The organism is Pseudomonas sp. GQ91 (assembly GCF_059758795.1).
This window is the reverse complement of the sequence record NZ_JCAXED010000013.1, coordinates 38,439-56,330: the sequence shown is the minus strand read 5'-3', so window position 1 is coordinate 56,330 and position 17,892 is coordinate 38,439. Positions and strand designations below refer to the sequence as shown.

The window sequence follows — 17,892 nt, the reverse complement described above, 5'->3', positions numbered from 1 at the left end:
TCCGGGACATCCCCAGGCACCTTCAAAGAATGCTTGCCCGGCCAGCCATCTGTTCGGCTCAAGGCACCCGCCACCCTAAACCAGCCACCAGGGATGTTTCAATATATTTGACATAACGGCGGCAAACACCCTTGCGATGTTCATTTTAATAAACATAGACTTTGGCTCCACAACCACGGGCCTAGACGGGACACGCACATGAGCATTCAAACCATCGTCGACTTCAGCCAGGCCGCCACCGCCGCCGAACGCTACAGCCCTGCCGCGGAGAAGATCCTCAAGGGCGATCCGCAGCAAACCGTCTACAACCACTACAACAGCCCGTGCGACCAGATGAACGCCGGCGTCTGGGAGGGTGAGGTCGGACAATGGGCAGTGAACTACACCGAGCACGAATACTGCGAAATCGTCCAGGGCGTTTCGGTGTTGCGCGATGCCGAGGGGAATGCCAAGACCTTGCGCGCCGGTGACCGGTTTGTCATTCCAGCCGGTTTCAGCGGTACCTGGGAGGTGCTGGAAACCTGCCGCAAGATCTACGTGATATTCGAAAGCAAGGTCTGATCAAAGCCCCCTTGAAAGCTGTGATGAGGGAGGGCTTGTCTTGTGGCGAGAGGGCTTGTCCCCCGTTGGGCTGCGCAGCAGCCCCCAAAAGGTCTCCCCCCGATCCTCCAGTCAAAACGGGGTGACAGGTTTCAGGGCTGCTGCGCAGCCCAACGGGGGACAAGCCCCCTCGCCACAAAATTTACTCAGGCTTAATTGAAAAGGCAGCGTCCGCTCGATAAGGGATTTTTCGAAGACAAAAAAAACCCGCATCGTGAGATGCGGGTTTTTTTCACAAGAAAGAAAACCAATTACTTGATTTTGCCTTCTTTGTAGATCACGTGCTTGCGAACGCGCGGGTCGAACATTTTCTTTTCGAGCTTGTCCGGGGTAGTACGCTTGTTCTTGTCGGTAGTGTAGAAGTGACCAGTACCGGCGCTAGAGATCATTCGAATCAATTCACGCATGATATAGCTCCTTAGATTTTGCCGTCGCGGCGCAGTTCAGCGAGCACGACAGTGATGCCACGCTTGTCGATGATGCGCATGCCTTTGGCAGATACGCGCAGACGGACAAAACGTTTCTCTTCTTCAACCCAGAAGCGGTGATGCTGCAGGTTTGGCAGGAAACGACGACGGGTTTTGTTGTTTGCGTGGGAAATGTTATTCCCAGTCACCGGACCCTTACCGGTAACTTGACAGACTCTCGACATGCCTCAGCCCTCTAAAACCTCATGCCCAACCCGGCATGGGTTGGCCGCTTAATCTCTCAGTCATTTGGCGCCAGGCGCCGCGTTTCTTTAAGGGTCTTACCGGCTACACCTACAAGCGAAGGAACCGGGCCCCTAGAAAAGAGCGCTGCTTTATACCAGAAAGACCCCAGTGCAACAACAACCCGTGTGTATTTCCTGGGCTGAATCGTGCCTGCGAAGGCCTGAACCGCCGCAACAACGGGCCCCAATGCAAATTCACCGCTCGTCGCACCGAATCATTTACCGAGCCAACACGCACCGCAAAGTGCCGGGCCAAAAGACGTGAGGCGCCATCAAAACAGCATTTGCCGCAAAAGCACAGCCAAAAATGGGCTAGTCATTTTCCAACCAGCCTACTACGGTAGGACTTTTCCAGACTGCACATGCAGATGGGCCTTCGATCTGCAAAGGAAACCGAATATGCGCCTCGCAGCCCTACCGTTCTTGCTCGCCACTCTTTTCATTGCGCCGCTGACGCAAGCGGCCACCGCCTTGAGTGTCTGCACCGAGGCCAGTCCCGAAGGGTTCGATGTGGTGCAGTACAACTCGCTGACCACCACCAACGCGTCGGCGGATGTACTGATGAACCGCCTGGTGGAGTTCGACGCCGCCACCGCAACGCTGGTCCCCAGTCTCGCCGACAGTTGGGAAGTCTCGCCGGACGGCCTGACCTACACCTTCGCCCTGCACCCGGACGTCAAATTCCACCGCACCGGCTATTTCAATCCGAGTCGAACCCTGACCGCTGAAGATGTGCGCTTCAGCTTCGAGCGCATGCTCGACCCGGCCAACCCGTGGCACAAGATTGCCCAAAGCGGCTTCCCTCACGCCCAGTCCCTGCAACTGCCAGCGCTGATCAAGAAAATCGACGCGCTGGACCCGCTGACCGTGCGTTTTACCCTGGATCACGCCGATTCCACGTTCCTGGCGGCGCTGAGCATGGGCTTTGCTTCGATCTACTCCGCCGAATACGCCGAAAAACTGCTCAAGGCCGGCACGCCCGAGAAACTCAACAGCCAGCCTATCGGCACAGGCCCCTTCGTTTTCGGGCGCTTCCAGAAAGACGCAGCCATTCGCTACAAGGCCAACCCGAATTACTTCGCCGGCAAGCCCGCGGTGGACAACCTGATCTTTGCCATCACCCCGGATGCCAATGTGCGCTTGCAGAAGTTGCGCCGTGACGAGTGCCAGATCGCCCTGTCACCCAAACCGCTGGATATCGGCGAAGCCCGGAAGGACGCCGAGTTGAAGGTTGAAAAAACCGCCGCGTTCATGACTGCCTTTGTGGCGATCAACAGCCAGCACCCCCCACTGGACAAGCCCGAGGTCCGCCAGGCCATCAACCTGGCCTTCGACAAAAGCACTTACCTGAAAGCCGTATTTGAAGGAACAGCCGAAGCGGCCAACGGCCCTTATCCTTCCAGCACCTGGAGTTACGCCAAGGACCTGCCCGGTTATCCACAGGACGTTGCCAAGGCCAAGGCATTGCTGGAGCGCGCCGGACTCAAGGACGGTTTCAAGACCACGATCTGGACTCGACCCTCAGGCAGCCTGCTGAACCCTAATCCGAGCCTGGGCGCCCAATTGTTGCAGGCCGACCTGGCCAAGGTCGGCATTCAGGCCGAAATCCGCGTGATCGAGTGGGGCGAATTGATCCGCCGCGCCAAGGCCGGAGAGCACGACCTGCTGTTTATGGGCTGGGCCGGCGACAATGGCGACCCGGATAACTTCCTGACGCCGCAGTTCTCTTGCGCGGCAGTGAAGTCCGGCACCAACTTCGCCCGCTATTGCAACCCGACCCTGGACAAGTTGATCAGCGCGGGCAAAACCACCAACGAGCAAGGTGTGCGCAGCAAGCTGTATCAGCAGGCCCAGACGCAAATCCAGCAGCAGGCGCTGTGGCTGCCCCTGGCACACCCGACCGCCTTCGCCCTGACACGCAAGGAAGTCAAGGGCTATCAGGTCAGCCCTTTCGGTCGGCAGGATTTCTCCAAGGTCAGCCTTCAGCCATGAACTGCAAGCTGCAAGCTAACTTGAGGCTTGCAGCTTGAAACTTGCAACGGCCTCCCTACATCCACCCGTATTCAACCATCGACAGCGGGTCGCCATCGCCCACGATGATATGATCGAGCACCCGCACATCCACTAACTCCAGGGCCCTTTGCATCTCCTTGGTCAATTTTCGATCAGCGAGACTCGGCTCGGTGCTGCCCGAAGGGTGGTTGTGGCACAAGATCAGCGCGGCGGCGTTGTAATCCAGGGCGCGCTTGACCACCTGCCGAGGGTAGACCGTGGCGCTGTCGATGGTGCCCTGGAACAGCTTCTCGAAACCCAGCACCCGGTGTTTTGAATCGAGAAACAGACACCCGAACACTTCATGGGGCTCATGACGCAGCAGCGCCTTGAGGTAGTTACGCACGGCGACCGGACTTTCCAGGACCGAATCGTTGCGCAGGCGCTCGGCCATGTGACGTCGGGCCATCTCCAGCACCGCCTGGAGCTGGGCGAATTTTGCCGGCCCCAGGCCCAAGTGCTGGCTGAACACGGTCTGCCTGGCATCCAGCAACGCGCGCAAGCTGCCGAATTGCCCCAGCAGGTGGCGCGCAAGGTCTACCGCACTCTTGCCGGACACCCCTGTACGCAGAAAGATCGCCAGCAATTCGGCGTCCGAGAGACTCGCCGCCCCCAACTCCAAAAGCTTCTCTCGCGGCCGCTCCGCCGCAGGCCAATCGCGAATACTCATAGCACCTCCGTATGCATGTGCGCCGCTGTTGCAAGACGGTCGCTGTGTTATCGTAGCCCCTCTTTTTTGCGTGCGATTTCTCCTGGGGAGGGGGGATCGCAGCGCCATCACTGAACTGGAAAGGCAAGCCAATGCAGCGTCTGTATCGGAAACGCATCGTTCTCGGCGTCGGCGGCGGCATTGCCGCCTACAAGAGCGCGGAGCTGGTTCGCCGGCTTCTGGACCAGGGCGCGGAAGTGCGTGTGGTCATGACCCGTGGGGGCAGCGAATTCATTACGCCGTTGACCCTGCAGGCGCTGTCCGGCCATCCGGTGCATCTGGATCTGCTGGACCCTGCCGCCGAAGCAGCCATGGGCCATATCGAGCTGGCCAAGTGGGCCGACCTGGTGTTGATCGCGCCGGCGACCGCCGACCTGATCGCTCGCCTCGCCCAAGGCATTGCCGACGACTTGCTGACCACCCTGGTGCTGGCGACCGACGCCACGGTCGCCATCGCCCCGGCGATGAATCAGGCCATGTGGCGCGACCCCGCCACCCAGGCCAACACCCAATTGCTGCAAAGCCGTGGCCTCAAGGTCTTCGGCCCGGCTTCCGGCAGCCAGGCCTGCGGCGATGTCGGCCTGGGCCGGATGCTTGAAGCCACCGACCTGGCGCTGTGCGCCGCGGAGTGCTTCCAGCACCTGGCGCTGACCGGCAAACACGTGTTGATCACCGCCGGCCCGACCCAGGAAAACATCGACCCGGTGCGCTACATCACCAACCATAGCTCAGGAAAAATGGGCTTTGCCCTGGCCGAAGCCGCGGTTGAGGCAGGCGCTCGCGTCACACTGATCACCGGCCCGGTGCATTTACCGACCCCGGATCGGGTCACCCGCATCGACGTGGTCAGCGCCCGGGACATGCTCGCGGCCTGTGAGGCAGCGATTCCCTGCGACTTGTTCATCGCTTCGGCAGCAGTGGCGGACTACCGCCCTGAAGTCGTTGCACCGCAAAAACTCAAGAAAGACCCTACAAGTGGCGACGGCCTGCTCCTGCAAATGGTCCGCAACCCGGACATTCTGGCGACCATTGCCACCCGTCCGGACCGCCCGTTCAGCGTCGGTTTCGCTGCCGAGACCGAACACCTGCTGGACTACGCCGCACGCAAGTTGAAAGACAAAAACCTCGACCTGATCGTTGCCAATGATGTGGCCAATCCAAGCATCGGCTTCAACAGCGAGGAAAACGCCTGCAGCGTGATCGACCGAGCGCTGCACGCCACCCTTTTCGCCCAGACCAGCAAGGGCAAGATTGCCCGTCAACTGATCTCTTTTATCGCCCAACGGCTGAACCAGGTTTAATTTCCATGCACGCTTTGCAAGCCAAGATCCTCGATACCCGCCTCGGCACCGACTTCCCGCTGCCGGCCTACGCGACCCCAGGCTCCGCCGGGCTCGACCTGCGCGCCATGCTCAAGGAGGACAGCGTTCTCGAGCCAGGCCAGACCCTGCTGATCCCGACCGGCCTGTCGATTTACGTCGGCGACCCGGGTCTGGCCGCGCTGATCCTGCCGCGCTCCGGCCTGGGCCATAAACACGGCATCGTGCTGGGTAACCTGGTGGGCCTGATCGATTCCGACTACCAGGGCGAACTGATGGTGTCCTGCTGGAACCGTGGCCAGACCGCATTCAACATCGCCGTCGGTGAACGCATTGCACAACTGGTGCTGGTGCCGGTGGTGCAGGCACACTTCGAACTGGTGCAAGAGTTTGACGAGACTCAGCGCGGCGCAGGCGGTTTCGGGCATTCCGGCAGCCACTGACTACGCTGAGGCAGGCCGGGCGCCCCACCCGGCTTACGGGCACCGCATCCCCCTAAAGGAAGAGGAATAAGGCGTGCTGACCAGCAAGATTTTTATTTAAAAATCAATGCATTAAACAGACAAAAAAGCTGTATTGCGGCGGCGATGGCATTTTTGCACCACGAACTCTATGCCAGAAACACCGTCTTACCTTTCAGTTTGAGCCTGCCGTTCAGCAATATTCAGGCCTGCCCCGCACCGTATCGATGGAGTTTCCCAGTGATGAGCAACGCAGCCCACGTCGCACCGAGCTTTCCCGACAGCATTTTCCGCGCCTACGACATCCGTGGCGTCGTCCCGAAAACCCTGACCGCCGAAACCGCCTACTGGATCGGCCGCGCCATTGGTTCACAGAGCCTGGCCCAGGGCGAACCCAACGTTTCAGTGGGCCGCGATGGCCGCCTGTCGGGCCCGGAGTTGGTCGAGCAGCTGATTCAGGGCCTGGCCGACAGCGGCTGCCATGTCAGCGATGTGGGCCTGGTGCCGACGCCTGCGCTGTACTACGCCGCCAACGTACTGGCCGGCAAGTCGGGCGTGATGCTCACCGGCAGCCACAACCCGTCGGACTACAACGGTTTCAAGATCGTGATCGCGGGCGACACCCTGGCCAACGAGCAGATCCAGGCGCTGCACACGCGCCTCAAGACCAATGACCTGACCAGCGGCGAGGGCAGCATCACCCGGGTCGATATTCTCCAGCGCTACTCGGATGAAATCACCCGCGACATCAAACTCGAGCGCCGCCTGAAAGTGGTGGTGGATTGCGGCAACGGCGCGGCCGGCGTGATCGCCCCGCAACTGCTCGCAGCCCTGAACTGCGAAGTAATCCCGTTGTTCTGCGAGGTTGACGGCAACTTCCCCAACCATCACCCGGATCCGGGCAAGCCTGAGAACCTGGTGGACCTGATCGCCAAGGTCGAGGAAGTCGGCGCCGATGTCGGCCTCGCGTTCGACGGCGACGGCGACCGTGTCGGCGTGGTGACCAACACCGGCAATATCGTGTTCCCGGACCGCTTGCTGATGCTGTTCGCGCGCGATGTGGTGGCCCGCAATCCTGGCGCCGAGATCATCTTCGATGTGAAATGCACCCGTCGCCTGACGCCGCTGATCAAGGAATATGGCGGCCGCCCACTGATGTGGAAGACCGGGCACTCGCTGATCAAGAAGAAAATGAAGGAAACCGGTGCCCTGTTGGCCGGAGAAATGAGCGGCCACGTGTTTTTCAAGGAACGCTGGTTCGGTTTTGATGACGGTATTTACAGCGCCGCGCGCCTGCTGGAAATCCTCAGCAAGGAAAAATCCACGGCAGAAGCGCTGTTCCAGACCTTCCCGAATGATATTTCCACGCCGGAAATCAATATCCATGTGACCGAAGAGAGCAAATTCAGCATCATTGATGCACTGCACGATGCGCAATGGGGCGAAGGTGCCAACCTGACCACCATTGATGGTGTGCGAGTCGATTATGCCGAAGGCTGGGGCCTGGTTCGCGCGTCCAACACCACACCGGTGCTGGTCCTGCGTTTCGAGGCGGATACCGAGGCCGAGTTGCAGCGCATCAAGGACGTGTTCCACGCCCAGTTGAAACGTGTTGCCCCTGATCTCCAATTACCGTTCTGATTTTTGCCCGGAGCCCTGAATGACCCTCGAACGCGAAGCCGCTGCCAATACCGCCAAGGTCCTTTCCGAAGCGTTGCCTTACATTCGACGCTATGTCGGCAAGACGCTGGTGATCAAGTACGGCGGCAATGCCATGGAAAGCGAAGAGCTGAAAACCGGCTTTGCCCGCGACATCGTGTTGATGAAAGCCGTCGGGATCAACCCGGTGGTGGTGCACGGTGGCGGCCCGCAAATCGGCGATCTGCTCAAGCGCCTGTCCATTGAGAGTCACTTCATCGACGGCATGCGCGTTACCGATGCGCAGACCATGGACGTCGTGGAAATGGTCCTCGGCGGCCAGGTCAACAAGGACATCGTCAACCTGATCAACCGTCATGGCGGCAGCGCCATTGGCCTGACCGGCAAAGACGCGGAGCTGATCCGGGCGAAGAAACTCACCGTCACCCGCCAGACGCCTGAAATGACCCAGCCGGAAATCATCGACATCGGCCAGGTAGGCGAAGTGATCGGGATCAACACCGATCTGCTGAACCTGTTGGTGAAAGGTGACTTCATCCCGGTCATCGCACCTATCGGCGTGGGCGCCAACGGCGAGTCCTACAATATCAACGCCGACCTGGTGGCCGGCAAGGTCGCCGAAGCGCTGAAAGCCGAAAAGCTGATGCTGCTGACCAATATCGCCGGCCTCATGGACAAGACGGGCCAAGTGCTGACCGGCCTGACCACCCAACAGGTGGACGACCTGATCGCTGACGGCACCATCTACGGCGGCATGTTGCCGAAGATTCGTTGCGCACTGGAAGCAGTACAAGGCGGCGTCGGCAGCTCGCTGATTATCGACGGTCGGGTGCCGAATGCGGTCCTGCTGGAGATTTTCACCGACACCGGCATGGGTACGCTGATCAGCAATCGCAAGCGTCCTTAAGCGCTGGAACAAAAAGCCCCCGTTCAACTTGATTGAACGGGGGCTTTTTGTGTGCGCCGATCTGCAGCAGAGTGGAGATTCCCTGTGGGAGCGGGCTTGCTCGCGATGACGATTTGTCAGTCGGCATCAGTGTTCAATGCACTACCGCTATCGCGAGCAAGCCCGCTCCCACACAAGCCCGTTACCTACATGGGCTGCTGCGTCAGACGCCGAACTGCTCGCGGTACGCCTTGACGGCTGGCAAATGCTGCTTGAGCTGTGGATCGTCTTCCAAAAACTGCAAGACCTGGTTCAACGACACGATGCTCACCACCGGAATCGCGAAATCCCGCTCCACTTCCTGGATTGCCGACAACTCGCCGTTGCCGCGCTCCTGACGGTTCAATGCAATCAGCACGCCCGCGGCCTTGGCGCCGTCCTGGGAGGCGATGATCTGCATCACTTCACGAATGGCTGTGCCCGCGGTGATCACGTCGTCGATGATCAGCACATCGCCCTGCAGCGCAGCTCCGACCAGGCTGCCGCCTTCGCCATGGGCCTTGGCTTCCTTGCGGTTGAAACACCATGGCAGATCTCGCCCGTGGTGTTCGGCCAGCGCCACGGCTGTCGCGGCAGCCAAGGGAATACCTTTGTAGGCCGGACCAAACAGCACATCGAAGGAAATACCACTTTCAACAATGGCGGCGGCGTAGAAACGACCGAGCTGAGCCAGCGCCGAACCCGAGTTGAACAGCCCGGCATTGAAGAAATACGGGCTGGTGCGCCCTGACTTGAGGGTGAACTCACCGAAGCGCAAAACCCCGCGATCGATGGCAAAACGAATGAAATCGCGTTGATACGCTTGCATGAAAAAAGCCTCAGATACCACGGATTTAGCTAATTAGGTGGACGGCGTGTATCATACACGCACGTGATTTTTGGGGCCATTTATGCGGATCATCAGTGTGAACGTTAATGGTATTCAGGCTGCAGTCGAGCGTGGTTTGCTCAGTTGGCTGCAAGCCCAGAATGCCGACGTCATCTGCCTGCAGGACACCCGCGCCTCCGCCTTTGAACTGGACGACCCAGCCTTCCAACTGGATGGCTACTTCCTGTATGCCTGCGATGCCGAAGTCCCTGCCCAAGGTGGCGTGGCTTTGTATTCGCGGTTGCAACCCAAGGCGGTCATCAGCGGCCTCGGCTTCGAGACAGCCGACCGCTACGGGCGCTACCTGCAAGCCGATTTCGACAAGGTCAGCATCGCGACCTTGCTGCTTCCATCAGGGCAGAATGGCGATGAAGACTTGAACCAGAAGTTCAAGCTAATGGACGATTTCGCCCGTTACCTGGATAAACAGCGGCGTAAACGTCGCGAGTACATTTATTGTGGCTCGCTGTATGTGGCGCAACAGAAGCTGGATATCAAGAACTGGCGCGACAGCCAGCAATCACCGGGTTTCCTGGCGCCGGAACGGGCCTGGATGGACGAGATTGTCGGCAATATGGGCTATGTGGACGCCCTGCGCGAAGTCAGCCGTGAAGGCGATCAGTACAGCTGGTGGCCGGATAACGAACAGGCTGAGATGCTCAACCTGGGCTGGCGGTTCGACTACCAGTTGTTGACCCCGGGCCTGCGTCGCTTCGTGCGCAGCGCACGCCTGCCCCGTCAGCCGCGCTTTTCGCAACATGCGCCGCTGATCGTGGACTACGACTGGACCCTGACCATCTGAGGTCAGTCTCCAGGCAGCAAAATCCAGGCACAAAAAAACCGACAGCGATGTCGGTTTTTTTGTGGACGCTGGTTACTTGATCAGCCGCCAGGTCAGGGGATAACGGTAAGCGATCCCCTTGTTGGCCTTGATGCCGGCAATAATCGTCAGCACCAGGGCGGCGATCACCACAACCACCATCAGCAGGAAGCCAATCACCACAAACCCCAGCACAATGCAGACCAGCCAGGCGATGGCCACGGTGATCTGGAAGTTCAGCGCCTCCTTGCCCTGATCATCGATGAGCGGGTCCATGTCCTTCTTTACCTGCCACAGGATCAACGGTCCCAGCAGGCTGCCGAATGGAAACACCAGCCCGAAAAAGGCCGCGAAGTGACAAAGCATGGCCCACTGGCGCACCTCCTTGTCCGGGGCTGGCACGGGAAGCTGATTGTCACTCATGGCCTTTCTCCTCAAGGCTGACGTCAGTCAGCCAGTGCGACGTTCTGCAGTTCGAATATCTCGGTCATGCCTTTCTGCGCCAACGCCAGCATGGCGTTCAACTCGGCCGGCTGGAACGGTGCGCCTTCGGCGGTGCCCTGCACTTCGATGAAACCACCGGTGCTGGTCATCACCACGTTCAAGTCAGTCTCGGCGGCCGAGTCCTCAAGGTAGTCCAGGTCCAGCACCGGTTCGCCCTGGTACATGCCCACCGACACAGCGGCGATCATTTGCTTGAGCGGGTCGCCGCCTTTCAGGCCGCCGCGCTTCTTGATGACTTTCAAGGCGTCGACCAGGGCAACCATGGCGCCGGTAATGGACGCAGTGCGCGTGCCGCCGTCGGCCTGGATCACGTCGCAGTCGACGTACAGGGTAACCTCGCCCAGCTTGGACATGTCCAGCGCCGCGCGCAGGGAACGGCCGATCAGGCGCTGGATTTCCAGGGTGCGACCGCCCTGCTTGCCACGGCTGGCTTCGCGCTGGTTACGTTCGCCGGTGGCCCGGGGCAGCATCCCGTATTCAGCGGTCAACCAACCCTGGCCCTGCCCCTTGAGGAAGCGCGGCACACCATTTTCGACGCTGACGGTGCAGATAACCTTGGTATCGCCAAACTCGACCAGTACCGATCCCTCGGCGTGTTTGGTGTAGTTGCGGGTGATGCGGATCGAGCGGAGCTGATCGGCAGCGCGACCACTTGGACGTTTCATAGGGGATACCTGTACAGAGGACGAAAAACTGCCGAGCATTATAGAGCCGCCAACCGATTCAGGGCACTTCTAATAAATTCGCTTACGAATGGGTGGCCCCAATCGCGCTTGCCAACCTTTGTCACCGCCACTGTTTGGGGCAGCCCGTTCAGTTGCGCTACAATCCTGCGCCTTCGCAGCCTGTCGGCTTAAGGCCCACTGTAAGAGCGAGGGCACCGCGTTCACCCAGAATGCACGCGTCATCGTTCACGTTTTTCGCGAGCAAGGGCTAGACGCCCCCCTCGCTCCTACAGAACAGCATTAGCTTGTCGGCTTCAAATTTACTCATCAGCCCGTTTTTACGGGACTGCATCGCGAGGTACTTCCATGGTGCACAGCATGACCGCCTTCGCCCGCGTCGAAAAAGCCGGCACCCAAGGCACCCTGAGCTGGGAGTTGCGCTCGGTCAACAGCCGCTACCTGGAGCCGCACCTGCGCTTGCCGGAATCTTTTCGCGACCTCGAAGGCGCGGTGCGTGAAGCGCTGCGTGCCGGCATCTCCCGTGGCAAGCTGGAATGCACCCTGCGCTTCACCGAAGAAACCACCGGCAAGCCGCTGCAGGTCGACCGCGAGCGTGCCGCGCAACTGGTCGCCGCCGCCGAAATCATCGCCGGCCTGATCAAGCAGCCGGCCGCGCTGAACCCACTGGAAGTCCTGGCCTGGCCCGGCGTGCTGGTGGCCGATGCCTCCGATCCGCAAGCCCTCAACGCCGAGGCGCTGGCCCTGTTCAATCAAGGCCTCAAGGAACTCAAGGCCGGCCGTGAGCGCGAAGGCGCGGAACTGGCGCGCCTGATCAATGAGCGCCTGAGCGCGATCGAGCAAGACGTGATGACCCTGCGCGAACTGGTGCCACAGATGCTCGCCACCCAGCGCCAGAAAGTCCTCGACCGTTTCACCGACATGCAGGCCGATCTCGATCCCGTGCGCCTGGAGCAGGAAATGGTCCTGCTGGCACAAAAGAGCGACGTCGCCGAAGAACTCGACCGCCTGAGCACCCACATCCTGGAAGTTCGCCGGGTGCTCAAGTCCGGCGGTGCCGCCGGTCGACGCCTCGACTTCCTGATGCAGGAACTCAACCGCGAAGCCAATACACTGGGCTCCAAAGCTTTCGACCCGCGCAGCACCACGGCTGCGGTCAACCTCAAAGTGTTGATCGAGCAGATGCGCGAACAAGTACAGAATATTGAGTAAGGCACCTCCCATGACCCACAGCACTGGCACCCTGTACATCATTTCCGCCCCTTCGGGCGCGGGCAAGAGCAGTCTGGTCAAGGCCCTGACCGACACCAATCAAGAGATCCGCGTCTCGGTCTCCCACACCACCCGGGCCATGCGCCCCGGCGAAGTGAACGGCGTGAACTATCATTTCGTCGAACGCAGCGAGTTCGTGAAGATGATCGAGCACGGTGACTTCCTCGAGCGCGCCGAGGTCTTCGGCAATCTCTATGGCACCTCCCAGAGTCATCTGCAGCAAACCCTGGACGAAGGCCATGACCTGATCCTGGAAATCGATTGGCAGGGTGCCGAACAGGTGCGCCAACTGATGCCGAAGGCCCGTTCGATCTTCATCCTGCCGCCGTCGCTCGAAGCCTTGCACCAGCGCCTGACCAATCGCGGACAGGACAGCGACGAGATCATTGAAGGTCGCATGCGTGAAGCGGTCAGCGAAATGAGCCACTACGTCGACTATGACTACTTGATCATCAACGACGACTTTGCCCATGCCCTGGACGATCTGCAGGCGATTTTTCGCAGCAATCAGTTGCAGCAAAAGCGTCAGCAGCAGCGTTTTGGTAAATTATTGGCCGAACTGCTTGGCTGATTGACTCTTCCCAAAACCGCTGCAAGGGCCTTACATTGGCACCTGTAGCGTGCTTGCGATGGCCTGCGAAAAATCAGCGCTTCCCTAAACGCTGGTGATTTTTTAAACTGTTCAGTCCGCTCGCCCAACCGGGCAGCGCGCATCTTGCATTCGCTCCGAGGAATACCATGGCCCGCGTAACCGTTGAAGACTGCCTAGAACACGTGGATAACCGCTTTGAGCTGGTCATGCTCTCTACCAAGCGTGCCCGTCAATTGGCCACTGGCGGCAAAGAGCCACTGGTGCAGTGGGAAAATGACAAGCCTACCGTTGTGGCCCTGCGCGAAATCGCTGAAGGCCTGATGAGCTACGAGTTCATCGCCAATGCCGAAATCGTTGAAGACGAACCGCTGTTTGCAGCGTTCGAGGATGAGTCCAACGAGGCCGTCTAAGCCTATGCCTGGTCGACGTAGCACGGCGCGGGGTCACAGCCAACGGCAGGAGTTCACACTTTGCCGAGCATAGACGCCCTCGCCGATCGCTTATCGACCTACCTCGGCCCAGACCAGGTCAACCTGGTCCGCCGAGCGTATTTCTACGCCGAGCAAGCCCACGACGGCCAGCGCCGCCGCAGCGGCGAGGCGTACGTCACGCATCCTCTTGCGGTGGCCAATATTCTTGCCGACATGCACATGGACCATCAGAGCCTGATGGCCGCGATGCTGCATGACGTGATCGAAGACACCGGCATTGCCAAAGAGGCGCTCTCTGCGCAATTTGGCGAAACCGTGGCCGATCTGGTCGACGGGGTCAGTAAACTGACCCAGATGAACTTCGAGACCAAGGCCGAGGCCCAGGCGGAAAACTTCCAGAAGATGGCCATGGCCATGGCCCGGGATATCCGGGTGATCCTGGTCAAGCTGGCCGACCGCCTGCACAACATGCGCACGCTGGAAGTGTTGTCCGGCGAAAAACGCCGACGCATTGCCAAGGAAACCCTGGAAATCTACGCGCCCATCGCCAACCGGCTGGGCATGCACGCCATTCGTATCGAATTCGAAGACCTCGGTTTCAAAGCCATGCACCCGATGCGTTCCGCGCGCATCTACCAGGCGGTCAAGCGCGCCCGGGGCAATCGCAAGGAAATCGTCAACAAGATCGAAGAGTCGCTGAGCCATTGCCTGGCAATCGATGAGATTGAAGGTGAAGTCAGCGGCCGCCAGAAACACATCTACGGCATCTACAAGAAGATGCGCGGCAAGCGTCGAGCCTTTAACGAGATCATGGACGTCTACGCGTTCCGGATCATCGTCGACAAGGTCGATACCTGCTACCGCGTGCTGGGCGCTGTACATAATTTGTACAAACCCCTGCCGGGGCGCTTCAAGGATTACATCGCCATTCCCAAGGCCAACGGCTACCAGTCGCTGCACACCACGCTGTTCGGCATGCACGGGGTGCCAATCGAGATCCAGATCCGCACGCGGGAAATGGAAGAGATGGCCAACAACGGCATCGCCGCCCATTGGCTCTACAAATCCTCGGGTGACGAGCAGCCCAAAGGCACCCATGCCCGCGCCCGCCAGTGGGTCAAGGGCGTGCTGGAAATGCAGCAACGTGCCGGTAACTCACTGGAATTCATCGAAAGCGTGAAGATCGACCTGTTCCCGGACGAGGTCTACGTGTTCACGCCCAAAGGCCGGATCATGGAGCTGCCCAAGGGCTCCACGGCGGTCGATTTCGCCTACGCGGTACACACCGACGTCGGCAACAGCTGCATCGCCTGCCGCATCAACCGCCGCCTCGCGCCGCTGTCGGAACCGCTGCAAAGCGGCTCCACGGTGGAAATCGTCAGCGCGCCGGGTGCGCGCCCGAACCCGGCCTGGCTGAACTTCGTGGTGACGGGCAAGGCTCGCACCCACATTCGTCATGCCTTGAAACTGCAACGCCGCTCCGAGTCCATCAGTCTCGGCGAACGCCTGCTGAACAAGGTGCTCAACGGCTTTGACAGCGCCCTCGACAAGATTTCCACCGAACGCGTGCAGGCAATGCTCCACGAGTATCGCCAGGAAACCATCGAGGATTTGCTCGAAGATATCGGCCTGGGCAATCGCATGGCTTATGTGGTGGCCCGCCGGCTACTCGGCGAAGGCGAACAACTGCCAAGCCCCGAAGGCCCGCTGGCCATTCGCGGCACCGAAGGCCTGGTGCTCAGTTATGCCAAGTGCTGCACGCCGATCCCGGGAGACCCGATTGTCGGGCACCTGTCCGCCGGAAAAGGCATGGTGGTGCACCTGGACAACTGCCGCAATATCAGTGAAGTCCGGCATAACCCGGAGAAGTGCATCCAGCTGTCCTGGGCCAAGGACGTCACCGGCGAATTCAACGTCGAGCTGCGGGTGGAGCTGGAACACCAGCGCGGCCTGATCGCGCTGCTGGCCAGCAGCGTCAACGCGGCCGATGGCAATATCGAGAAAATCAGCATGGACGAACGCGACGGTCGCATCAGCGTGGTCCAACTGGTGGTCAGCGTCCACGACCGCGTGCACCTGGCCCGCGTGATCAAGAAACTGCGCGCCCTGACCGGCGTTATCCGCATCACGCGCATGCGTGCATGACGCCCCCCTACAGCCCAGACACTACAAGGAGTCATTCATGACCAAGACTGTTATCACCAGCGACAAGGCACCTGCTGCCATCGGCACCTACTCCCAGGCGATCAAGGCGGGCAACACCGTCTACATGTCCGGCCAGATCCCGCTGGACCCAAAGACCATGGAGCTGGTTGAAGGCTTCGAAGCGCAAACCGTCCAGGTCTTTGAAAACCTCAAGTCGGTGGCCGAAGCCGCTGGCGGTTCGTTCAAGGACATCGTCAAGCTGAACATTTTCCTCACCGACCTGAGCCACTTCGCCAAGGTCAACGAGATCATGAGCAAATACTTCGAACAGCCTTACCCAGCCCGCGCCGCCATTGGCGTTGCTGCCCTGCCAAAGGGCGCGCAGGTCGAGATGGATGCCATTCTGGTCATCGAGTAATACCTGCGGCGCAATCCCTGGAGGTTGCGCCGACTTCGTTTTAAAAGGATTTCGTCATGCGCAAAGCGCTCGTTGCTTCCTCGCTGCTCGCGCTGCTACTCAGCGGCTGCGCCAGCAATCCTGCCGACCGTGACGTCAGCGGCACCTGGATCAATCAGGTGGCCATTGACGCCGCATCCCAGGGCGGCCCTTTGCGTGAAGCGTTGCAAGCCTACGGCCCGAACCTCGAATGGGAGGTCAACACCAAGGCCAGCCAGGCACGCTACTTCAACGGCTTTGAGCGCCCCGAAGGTAAGCTGCTGGGGGAAAAGTCCGGCACCTGGAGCGTTGACTTCTATGGCAGCTCGACCACTGAGCTCAAGCGCGATGGCCGACAATTGCTGCAAGCGGCCAATGACAATGAGCCCGAGCAACTGTTTGATCGCCCCAGCGAGCCAGCCCCGGAAGGCGCGCCACTCGGCGCCAGCTTCGAGCGAGCGCTGTACGCCTCCTATATGGGTGGCAACTGGACAATCAGCAGCGGCAATGGCGCCGGCGCCACCGTGCAATTCCGGGCCAATGGCCAGGTAAGCGGCCTGCCAGGCGTAGATCAATACTCGCTGTGCCTCGCTGGCGACTGCGCGTCGATGAGCGGCGGTTACGACAGCATCTGGCTGCAGCAAGGCGGCCAGGGCAATCCGTGGATTTTTGCGCGCAGCGGCAAGCAATTGGAGATCTTCCAGGCGATCAATACGTCCCAGGCAGACGAAGTGCCTTCGTTTACCCCGGGGCCGCGCCAATGGTTGCTGGAAAAACAGTAAACCCCTTGCAGGAGCCGGCTTTGCGGCTCCTGCCTGGCAAGGCTCAGCCTTTCAGAATGGCGGCGTAACCTTCGCGGTAACTCGGGTACGTTGGCGCCCAGCCCAGCGCCCTGGCTCGGGCGTTGCTGCATTGCTTGCTGCCCGCGCGCCGCATACTGGCGTCTTCCGACCACTCGGTAACACCCAGATATTCACGCAACCAGCCCACGACGTCCGCCAGCGGCGCTGGTGCATCGTCGACACCGATATAGACCTTGTCCAGCACACCGCCCTGCTCCACATGCCGCAGCAAAAAGGCCAACAGGCCCGCCGCGTCATCCGCGTGGATGCGGTTCCCATACAGAGGCGGATCGGTTGCCACACGGTAACCTCGGCGCACCTGAGTCAGCAGCCACTCGCGGCCCGGACCGTAGATCCCGGTCAAACGCACGATGCTCGCAGCTATGCCACTGTTGAGCGCCACCTGCTCGGCCTCCAGCATCACCTGCCCGGAATAACCCTGCGCCTGAGTCTCGGAAGACTCGTCGACCCATTCGCCGTTCTGCTGCCCGTACACGCTGCTGCTGGATACGAATAAAAGCTGCTTGGGCGCCTGGCCATAATCCTGCAGCCACTCGAGCACATGCTGCAAACCTTCGACATAGGCCTTTCGATAGCCTGCCTCGTCATGGTCGGTCGCCGCCGCGCAGTACACCAGGTAATCCACACCGCCCACCGGCCAGGTTTCAGGACACTCTTTGTCGAACAAATCGCCGGCAATACCGATCACCCCTTCCGGCAGGCGCGAGATACTTCGTCGCAGGCCATAAACCTCCCAGTTCCAAGCCAGCAACTGCGTCGCCAGACGGCTACCCACATCGCCGCAACCGGCAATCACAACAGAAGGCGCAGACATCACAAA

At 60.1% G+C, this 17,892-nt stretch carries 19 protein-coding genes and 1 pseudogene; 13 read left to right on the top strand and 7 right to left on the bottom strand.

Translation table 11 applies throughout. The annotated features are described in order from the left end of the window. Positions 1–198 precede the first annotated feature (198 nt). Positions 199–561: a cupin domain-containing protein gene (locus tag AC6CIA_RS19490; protein ID WP_498314343.1), complete on the top strand. Its 363-nt coding sequence runs from the start codon at positions 199–201 to the stop codon at positions 559–561. Positions 562–851: 290 nt separating this feature from the next. Here AC6CIA_RS19490 and rpmG read toward each other — a convergent pair whose 3' ends face one another. Together rpmG and rpmB are read right to left on the bottom strand one after the other, a co-directional pair. After that, positions 852–1,007 carry a 50S ribosomal protein L33 gene (gene rpmG, locus AC6CIA_RS19485; protein WP_003176906.1) on the bottom strand — a complete coding sequence of 52 codons (156 nt, stop codon included), beginning with the start codon at positions 1,005–1,007 and terminating at the stop codon, positions 852–854. 11 nt (positions 1,008–1,018) lie between these two features. Further along, complete coding sequence (rpmB, locus tag AC6CIA_RS19480) at positions 1,019–1,252, bottom strand: 50S ribosomal protein L28 (RefSeq protein ID WP_007920377.1); 234 nt, start codon at positions 1,250–1,252, stop codon at positions 1,019–1,021. A 459-nt stretch (positions 1,253–1,711) separates the two neighbouring features. On the opposite strand from rpmB, the gene AC6CIA_RS19475 reads away from it, so the two are divergent. After that, the gene (locus AC6CIA_RS19475; RefSeq protein ID WP_498314341.1) at positions 1,712–3,304 is read left to right on the top strand and encodes an ABC transporter substrate-binding protein; all 1,593 of its coding nucleotides are present in this window, start codon (positions 1,712–1,714) and stop codon (positions 3,302–3,304) included. 55 nt (positions 3,305–3,359) lie between these two features. Here the strand turns inward: AC6CIA_RS19475 and radC are convergent, their stop codons facing one another. Next, positions 3,360–4,034: a RadC family protein gene (radC, locus tag AC6CIA_RS19470; RefSeq protein WP_339527658.1), complete on the bottom strand. Its 675-nt coding sequence runs from the start codon at positions 4,032–4,034 to the stop codon at positions 3,360–3,362. A gap of 131 nt (positions 4,035–4,165) precedes the next feature. Between radC and coaBC the strand changes: the two genes are divergently transcribed. From coaBC to argB, 4 genes and pseudogenes are all read left to right on the top strand, one after another. Next, positions 4,166–5,374, top strand: a complete 1,209-nt coding sequence (gene coaBC / locus AC6CIA_RS19465) for a bifunctional phosphopantothenoylcysteine decarboxylase/phosphopantothenate--cysteine ligase CoaBC (protein WP_498314339.1) — start codon at positions 4,166–4,168, stop codon at positions 5,372–5,374. 5 nt (positions 5,375–5,379) lie between these two features. Next, positions 5,380–5,835: a dUTP diphosphatase gene (dut, locus tag AC6CIA_RS19460; protein ID WP_339527654.1), complete on the top strand. Its 456-nt coding sequence runs from the start codon at positions 5,380–5,382 to the stop codon at positions 5,833–5,835. 255 nt (positions 5,836–6,090) lie between these two features. Then, positions 6,091–7,494 (top strand): annotated as a pseudogene (locus AC6CIA_RS19455) (phosphomannomutase/phosphoglucomutase); the annotation flags it as partial. Positions 7,495–7,513: 19 nt separating this feature from the next. Then, positions 7,514–8,419 (top strand): acetylglutamate kinase, encoded by a 906-nt coding sequence (gene argB, locus AC6CIA_RS19450; protein ID WP_339527652.1) that lies wholly within the window; start codon positions 7,514–7,516, stop codon positions 8,417–8,419. 202 nt (positions 8,420–8,621) lie between these two features. Here argB and pyrE read toward each other — a convergent pair whose 3' ends face one another. Next, positions 8,622–9,266, bottom strand: coding sequence for an orotate phosphoribosyltransferase (gene pyrE / locus AC6CIA_RS19445; RefSeq protein ID WP_498314337.1), 645 nt, complete (start codon positions 9,264–9,266; stop codon positions 8,622–8,624). 82 nt (positions 9,267–9,348) lie between these two features. Here pyrE and crc point away from each other — a divergent pair, with 82 nt between their 5' ends. Beyond that, positions 9,349–10,128, top strand: coding sequence for a catabolite repression control protein Crc (gene crc / locus AC6CIA_RS19440; RefSeq protein WP_003176915.1), 780 nt, complete (start codon positions 9,349–9,351; stop codon positions 10,126–10,128). Between the two features lie 72 nt (positions 10,129–10,200). Here the strand turns inward: crc and AC6CIA_RS19435 are convergent, their stop codons facing one another. Then, a complete protein-coding gene (locus AC6CIA_RS19435) occupies positions 10,201–10,569 on the bottom strand; it encodes a DUF4870 domain-containing protein (protein ID WP_339527648.1) in 369 nt (122 codons plus the stop codon). 23 nt (positions 10,570–10,592) lie between these two features. Further along, positions 10,593–11,315, bottom strand: a complete 723-nt coding sequence (rph, locus tag AC6CIA_RS19430; RefSeq protein ID WP_498314335.1) for a ribonuclease PH — start codon at positions 11,313–11,315, stop codon at positions 10,593–10,595. 366 nt (positions 11,316–11,681) lie between these two features. Between rph and AC6CIA_RS19425 the strand changes: the two genes are divergently transcribed. From AC6CIA_RS19425 to AC6CIA_RS19400, 6 genes are all read left to right on the top strand, one after another. Continuing rightward, positions 11,682–12,545, top strand: coding sequence for a YicC/YloC family endoribonuclease (locus AC6CIA_RS19425; RefSeq protein WP_498314333.1), 864 nt, complete (start codon positions 11,682–11,684; stop codon positions 12,543–12,545). 10 nt (positions 12,546–12,555) lie between these two features. Continuing rightward, the gene (gene gmk, locus AC6CIA_RS19420; protein ID WP_498314331.1) at positions 12,556–13,176 is read left to right on the top strand and encodes a guanylate kinase; all 621 of its coding nucleotides are present in this window, start codon (positions 12,556–12,558) and stop codon (positions 13,174–13,176) included. A gap of 167 nt (positions 13,177–13,343) precedes the next feature. Next, positions 13,344–13,607, top strand: a complete 264-nt coding sequence (gene rpoZ / locus AC6CIA_RS19415) for a DNA-directed RNA polymerase subunit omega (RefSeq protein WP_003176920.1) — start codon at positions 13,344–13,346, stop codon at positions 13,605–13,607. A gap of 60 nt (positions 13,608–13,667) precedes the next feature. Next, positions 13,668–15,773: a bifunctional GTP diphosphokinase/guanosine-3',5'-bis pyrophosphate 3'-pyrophosphohydrolase gene (gene spoT, locus AC6CIA_RS19410; protein ID WP_084381540.1), complete on the top strand. Its 2,106-nt coding sequence runs from the start codon at positions 13,668–13,670 to the stop codon at positions 15,771–15,773. Positions 15,774–15,810: 37 nt separating this feature from the next. Continuing rightward, the gene (locus AC6CIA_RS19405; protein WP_498314329.1) at positions 15,811–16,191 is read left to right on the top strand and encodes a RidA family protein; all 381 of its coding nucleotides are present in this window, start codon (positions 15,811–15,813) and stop codon (positions 16,189–16,191) included. 56 nt (positions 16,192–16,247) lie between these two features. After that, positions 16,248–16,991, top strand: a complete 744-nt coding sequence (locus AC6CIA_RS19400) for a hypothetical protein (RefSeq protein WP_498314327.1) — start codon at positions 16,248–16,250, stop codon at positions 16,989–16,991. Positions 16,992–17,034: 43 nt separating this feature from the next. On the opposite strand, the gene AC6CIA_RS19395 is transcribed toward AC6CIA_RS19400, so the two are convergent. After that, positions 17,035–17,886 carry an SDR family oxidoreductase gene (locus tag AC6CIA_RS19395; RefSeq protein WP_498314325.1) on the bottom strand — a complete coding sequence of 284 codons (852 nt, stop codon included), beginning with the start codon at positions 17,884–17,886 and terminating at the stop codon, positions 17,035–17,037. Positions 17,887–17,892 lie beyond the last annotated feature (6 nt).

Excerpts from the sequence above, each read along its gene's own strand:
- AC6CIA_RS19490 (WP_498314343.1), top strand. The coding sequence starts at position 199 with ATGAGCATTCAAACCATCGTCGACTTCAGCCAGGCCGCCACCGCCGCC.
- rpmG (WP_003176906.1), bottom strand. The coding sequence starts at position 1,007 with ATGCGTGAATTGATTCGAATGATCTCTAGCGCCGGTACTGGTCACTTC.
- rpmB (WP_007920377.1), bottom strand. The coding sequence starts at position 1,252 with ATGTCGAGAGTCTGTCAAGTTACCGGTAAGGGTCCGGTGACTGGGAAT.
- AC6CIA_RS19475 (WP_498314341.1), top strand. The coding sequence starts at position 1,712 with ATGCGCCTCGCAGCCCTACCGTTCTTGCTCGCCACTCTTTTCATTGCG.
- radC (WP_339527658.1), bottom strand. The coding sequence starts at position 4,034 with ATGAGTATTCGCGATTGGCCTGCGGCGGAGCGGCCGCGAGAGAAGCTT.
- coaBC (WP_498314339.1), top strand. The coding sequence starts at position 4,166 with ATGCAGCGTCTGTATCGGAAACGCATCGTTCTCGGCGTCGGCGGCGGC.
- dut (WP_339527654.1), top strand. The coding sequence starts at position 5,380 with ATGCACGCTTTGCAAGCCAAGATCCTCGATACCCGCCTCGGCACCGAC.
- argB (WP_339527652.1), top strand. The coding sequence starts at position 7,514 with ATGACCCTCGAACGCGAAGCCGCTGCCAATACCGCCAAGGTCCTTTCC.
- pyrE (WP_498314337.1), bottom strand. The coding sequence starts at position 9,266 with ATGCAAGCGTATCAACGCGATTTCATTCGTTTTGCCATCGATCGCGGG.
- crc (WP_003176915.1), top strand. The coding sequence starts at position 9,349 with ATGCGGATCATCAGTGTGAACGTTAATGGTATTCAGGCTGCAGTCGAG.
- AC6CIA_RS19435 (WP_339527648.1), bottom strand. The coding sequence starts at position 10,569 with ATGAGTGACAATCAGCTTCCCGTGCCAGCCCCGGACAAGGAGGTGCGC.
- rph (WP_498314335.1), bottom strand. The coding sequence starts at position 11,315 with ATGAAACGTCCAAGTGGTCGCGCTGCCGATCAGCTCCGCTCGATCCGC.
- AC6CIA_RS19425 (WP_498314333.1), top strand. The coding sequence starts at position 11,682 with ATGGTGCACAGCATGACCGCCTTCGCCCGCGTCGAAAAAGCCGGCACC.
- gmk (WP_498314331.1), top strand. The coding sequence starts at position 12,556 with ATGACCCACAGCACTGGCACCCTGTACATCATTTCCGCCCCTTCGGGC.
- rpoZ (WP_003176920.1), top strand. The coding sequence starts at position 13,344 with ATGGCCCGCGTAACCGTTGAAGACTGCCTAGAACACGTGGATAACCGC.
- AC6CIA_RS19405 (WP_498314329.1), top strand. The coding sequence starts at position 15,811 with ATGACCAAGACTGTTATCACCAGCGACAAGGCACCTGCTGCCATCGGC.
- AC6CIA_RS19400 (WP_498314327.1), top strand. The coding sequence starts at position 16,248 with ATGCGCAAAGCGCTCGTTGCTTCCTCGCTGCTCGCGCTGCTACTCAGC.
- AC6CIA_RS19395 (WP_498314325.1), bottom strand. The coding sequence starts at position 17,886 with ATGTCTGCGCCTTCTGTTGTGATTGCCGGTTGCGGCGATGTGGGTAGC.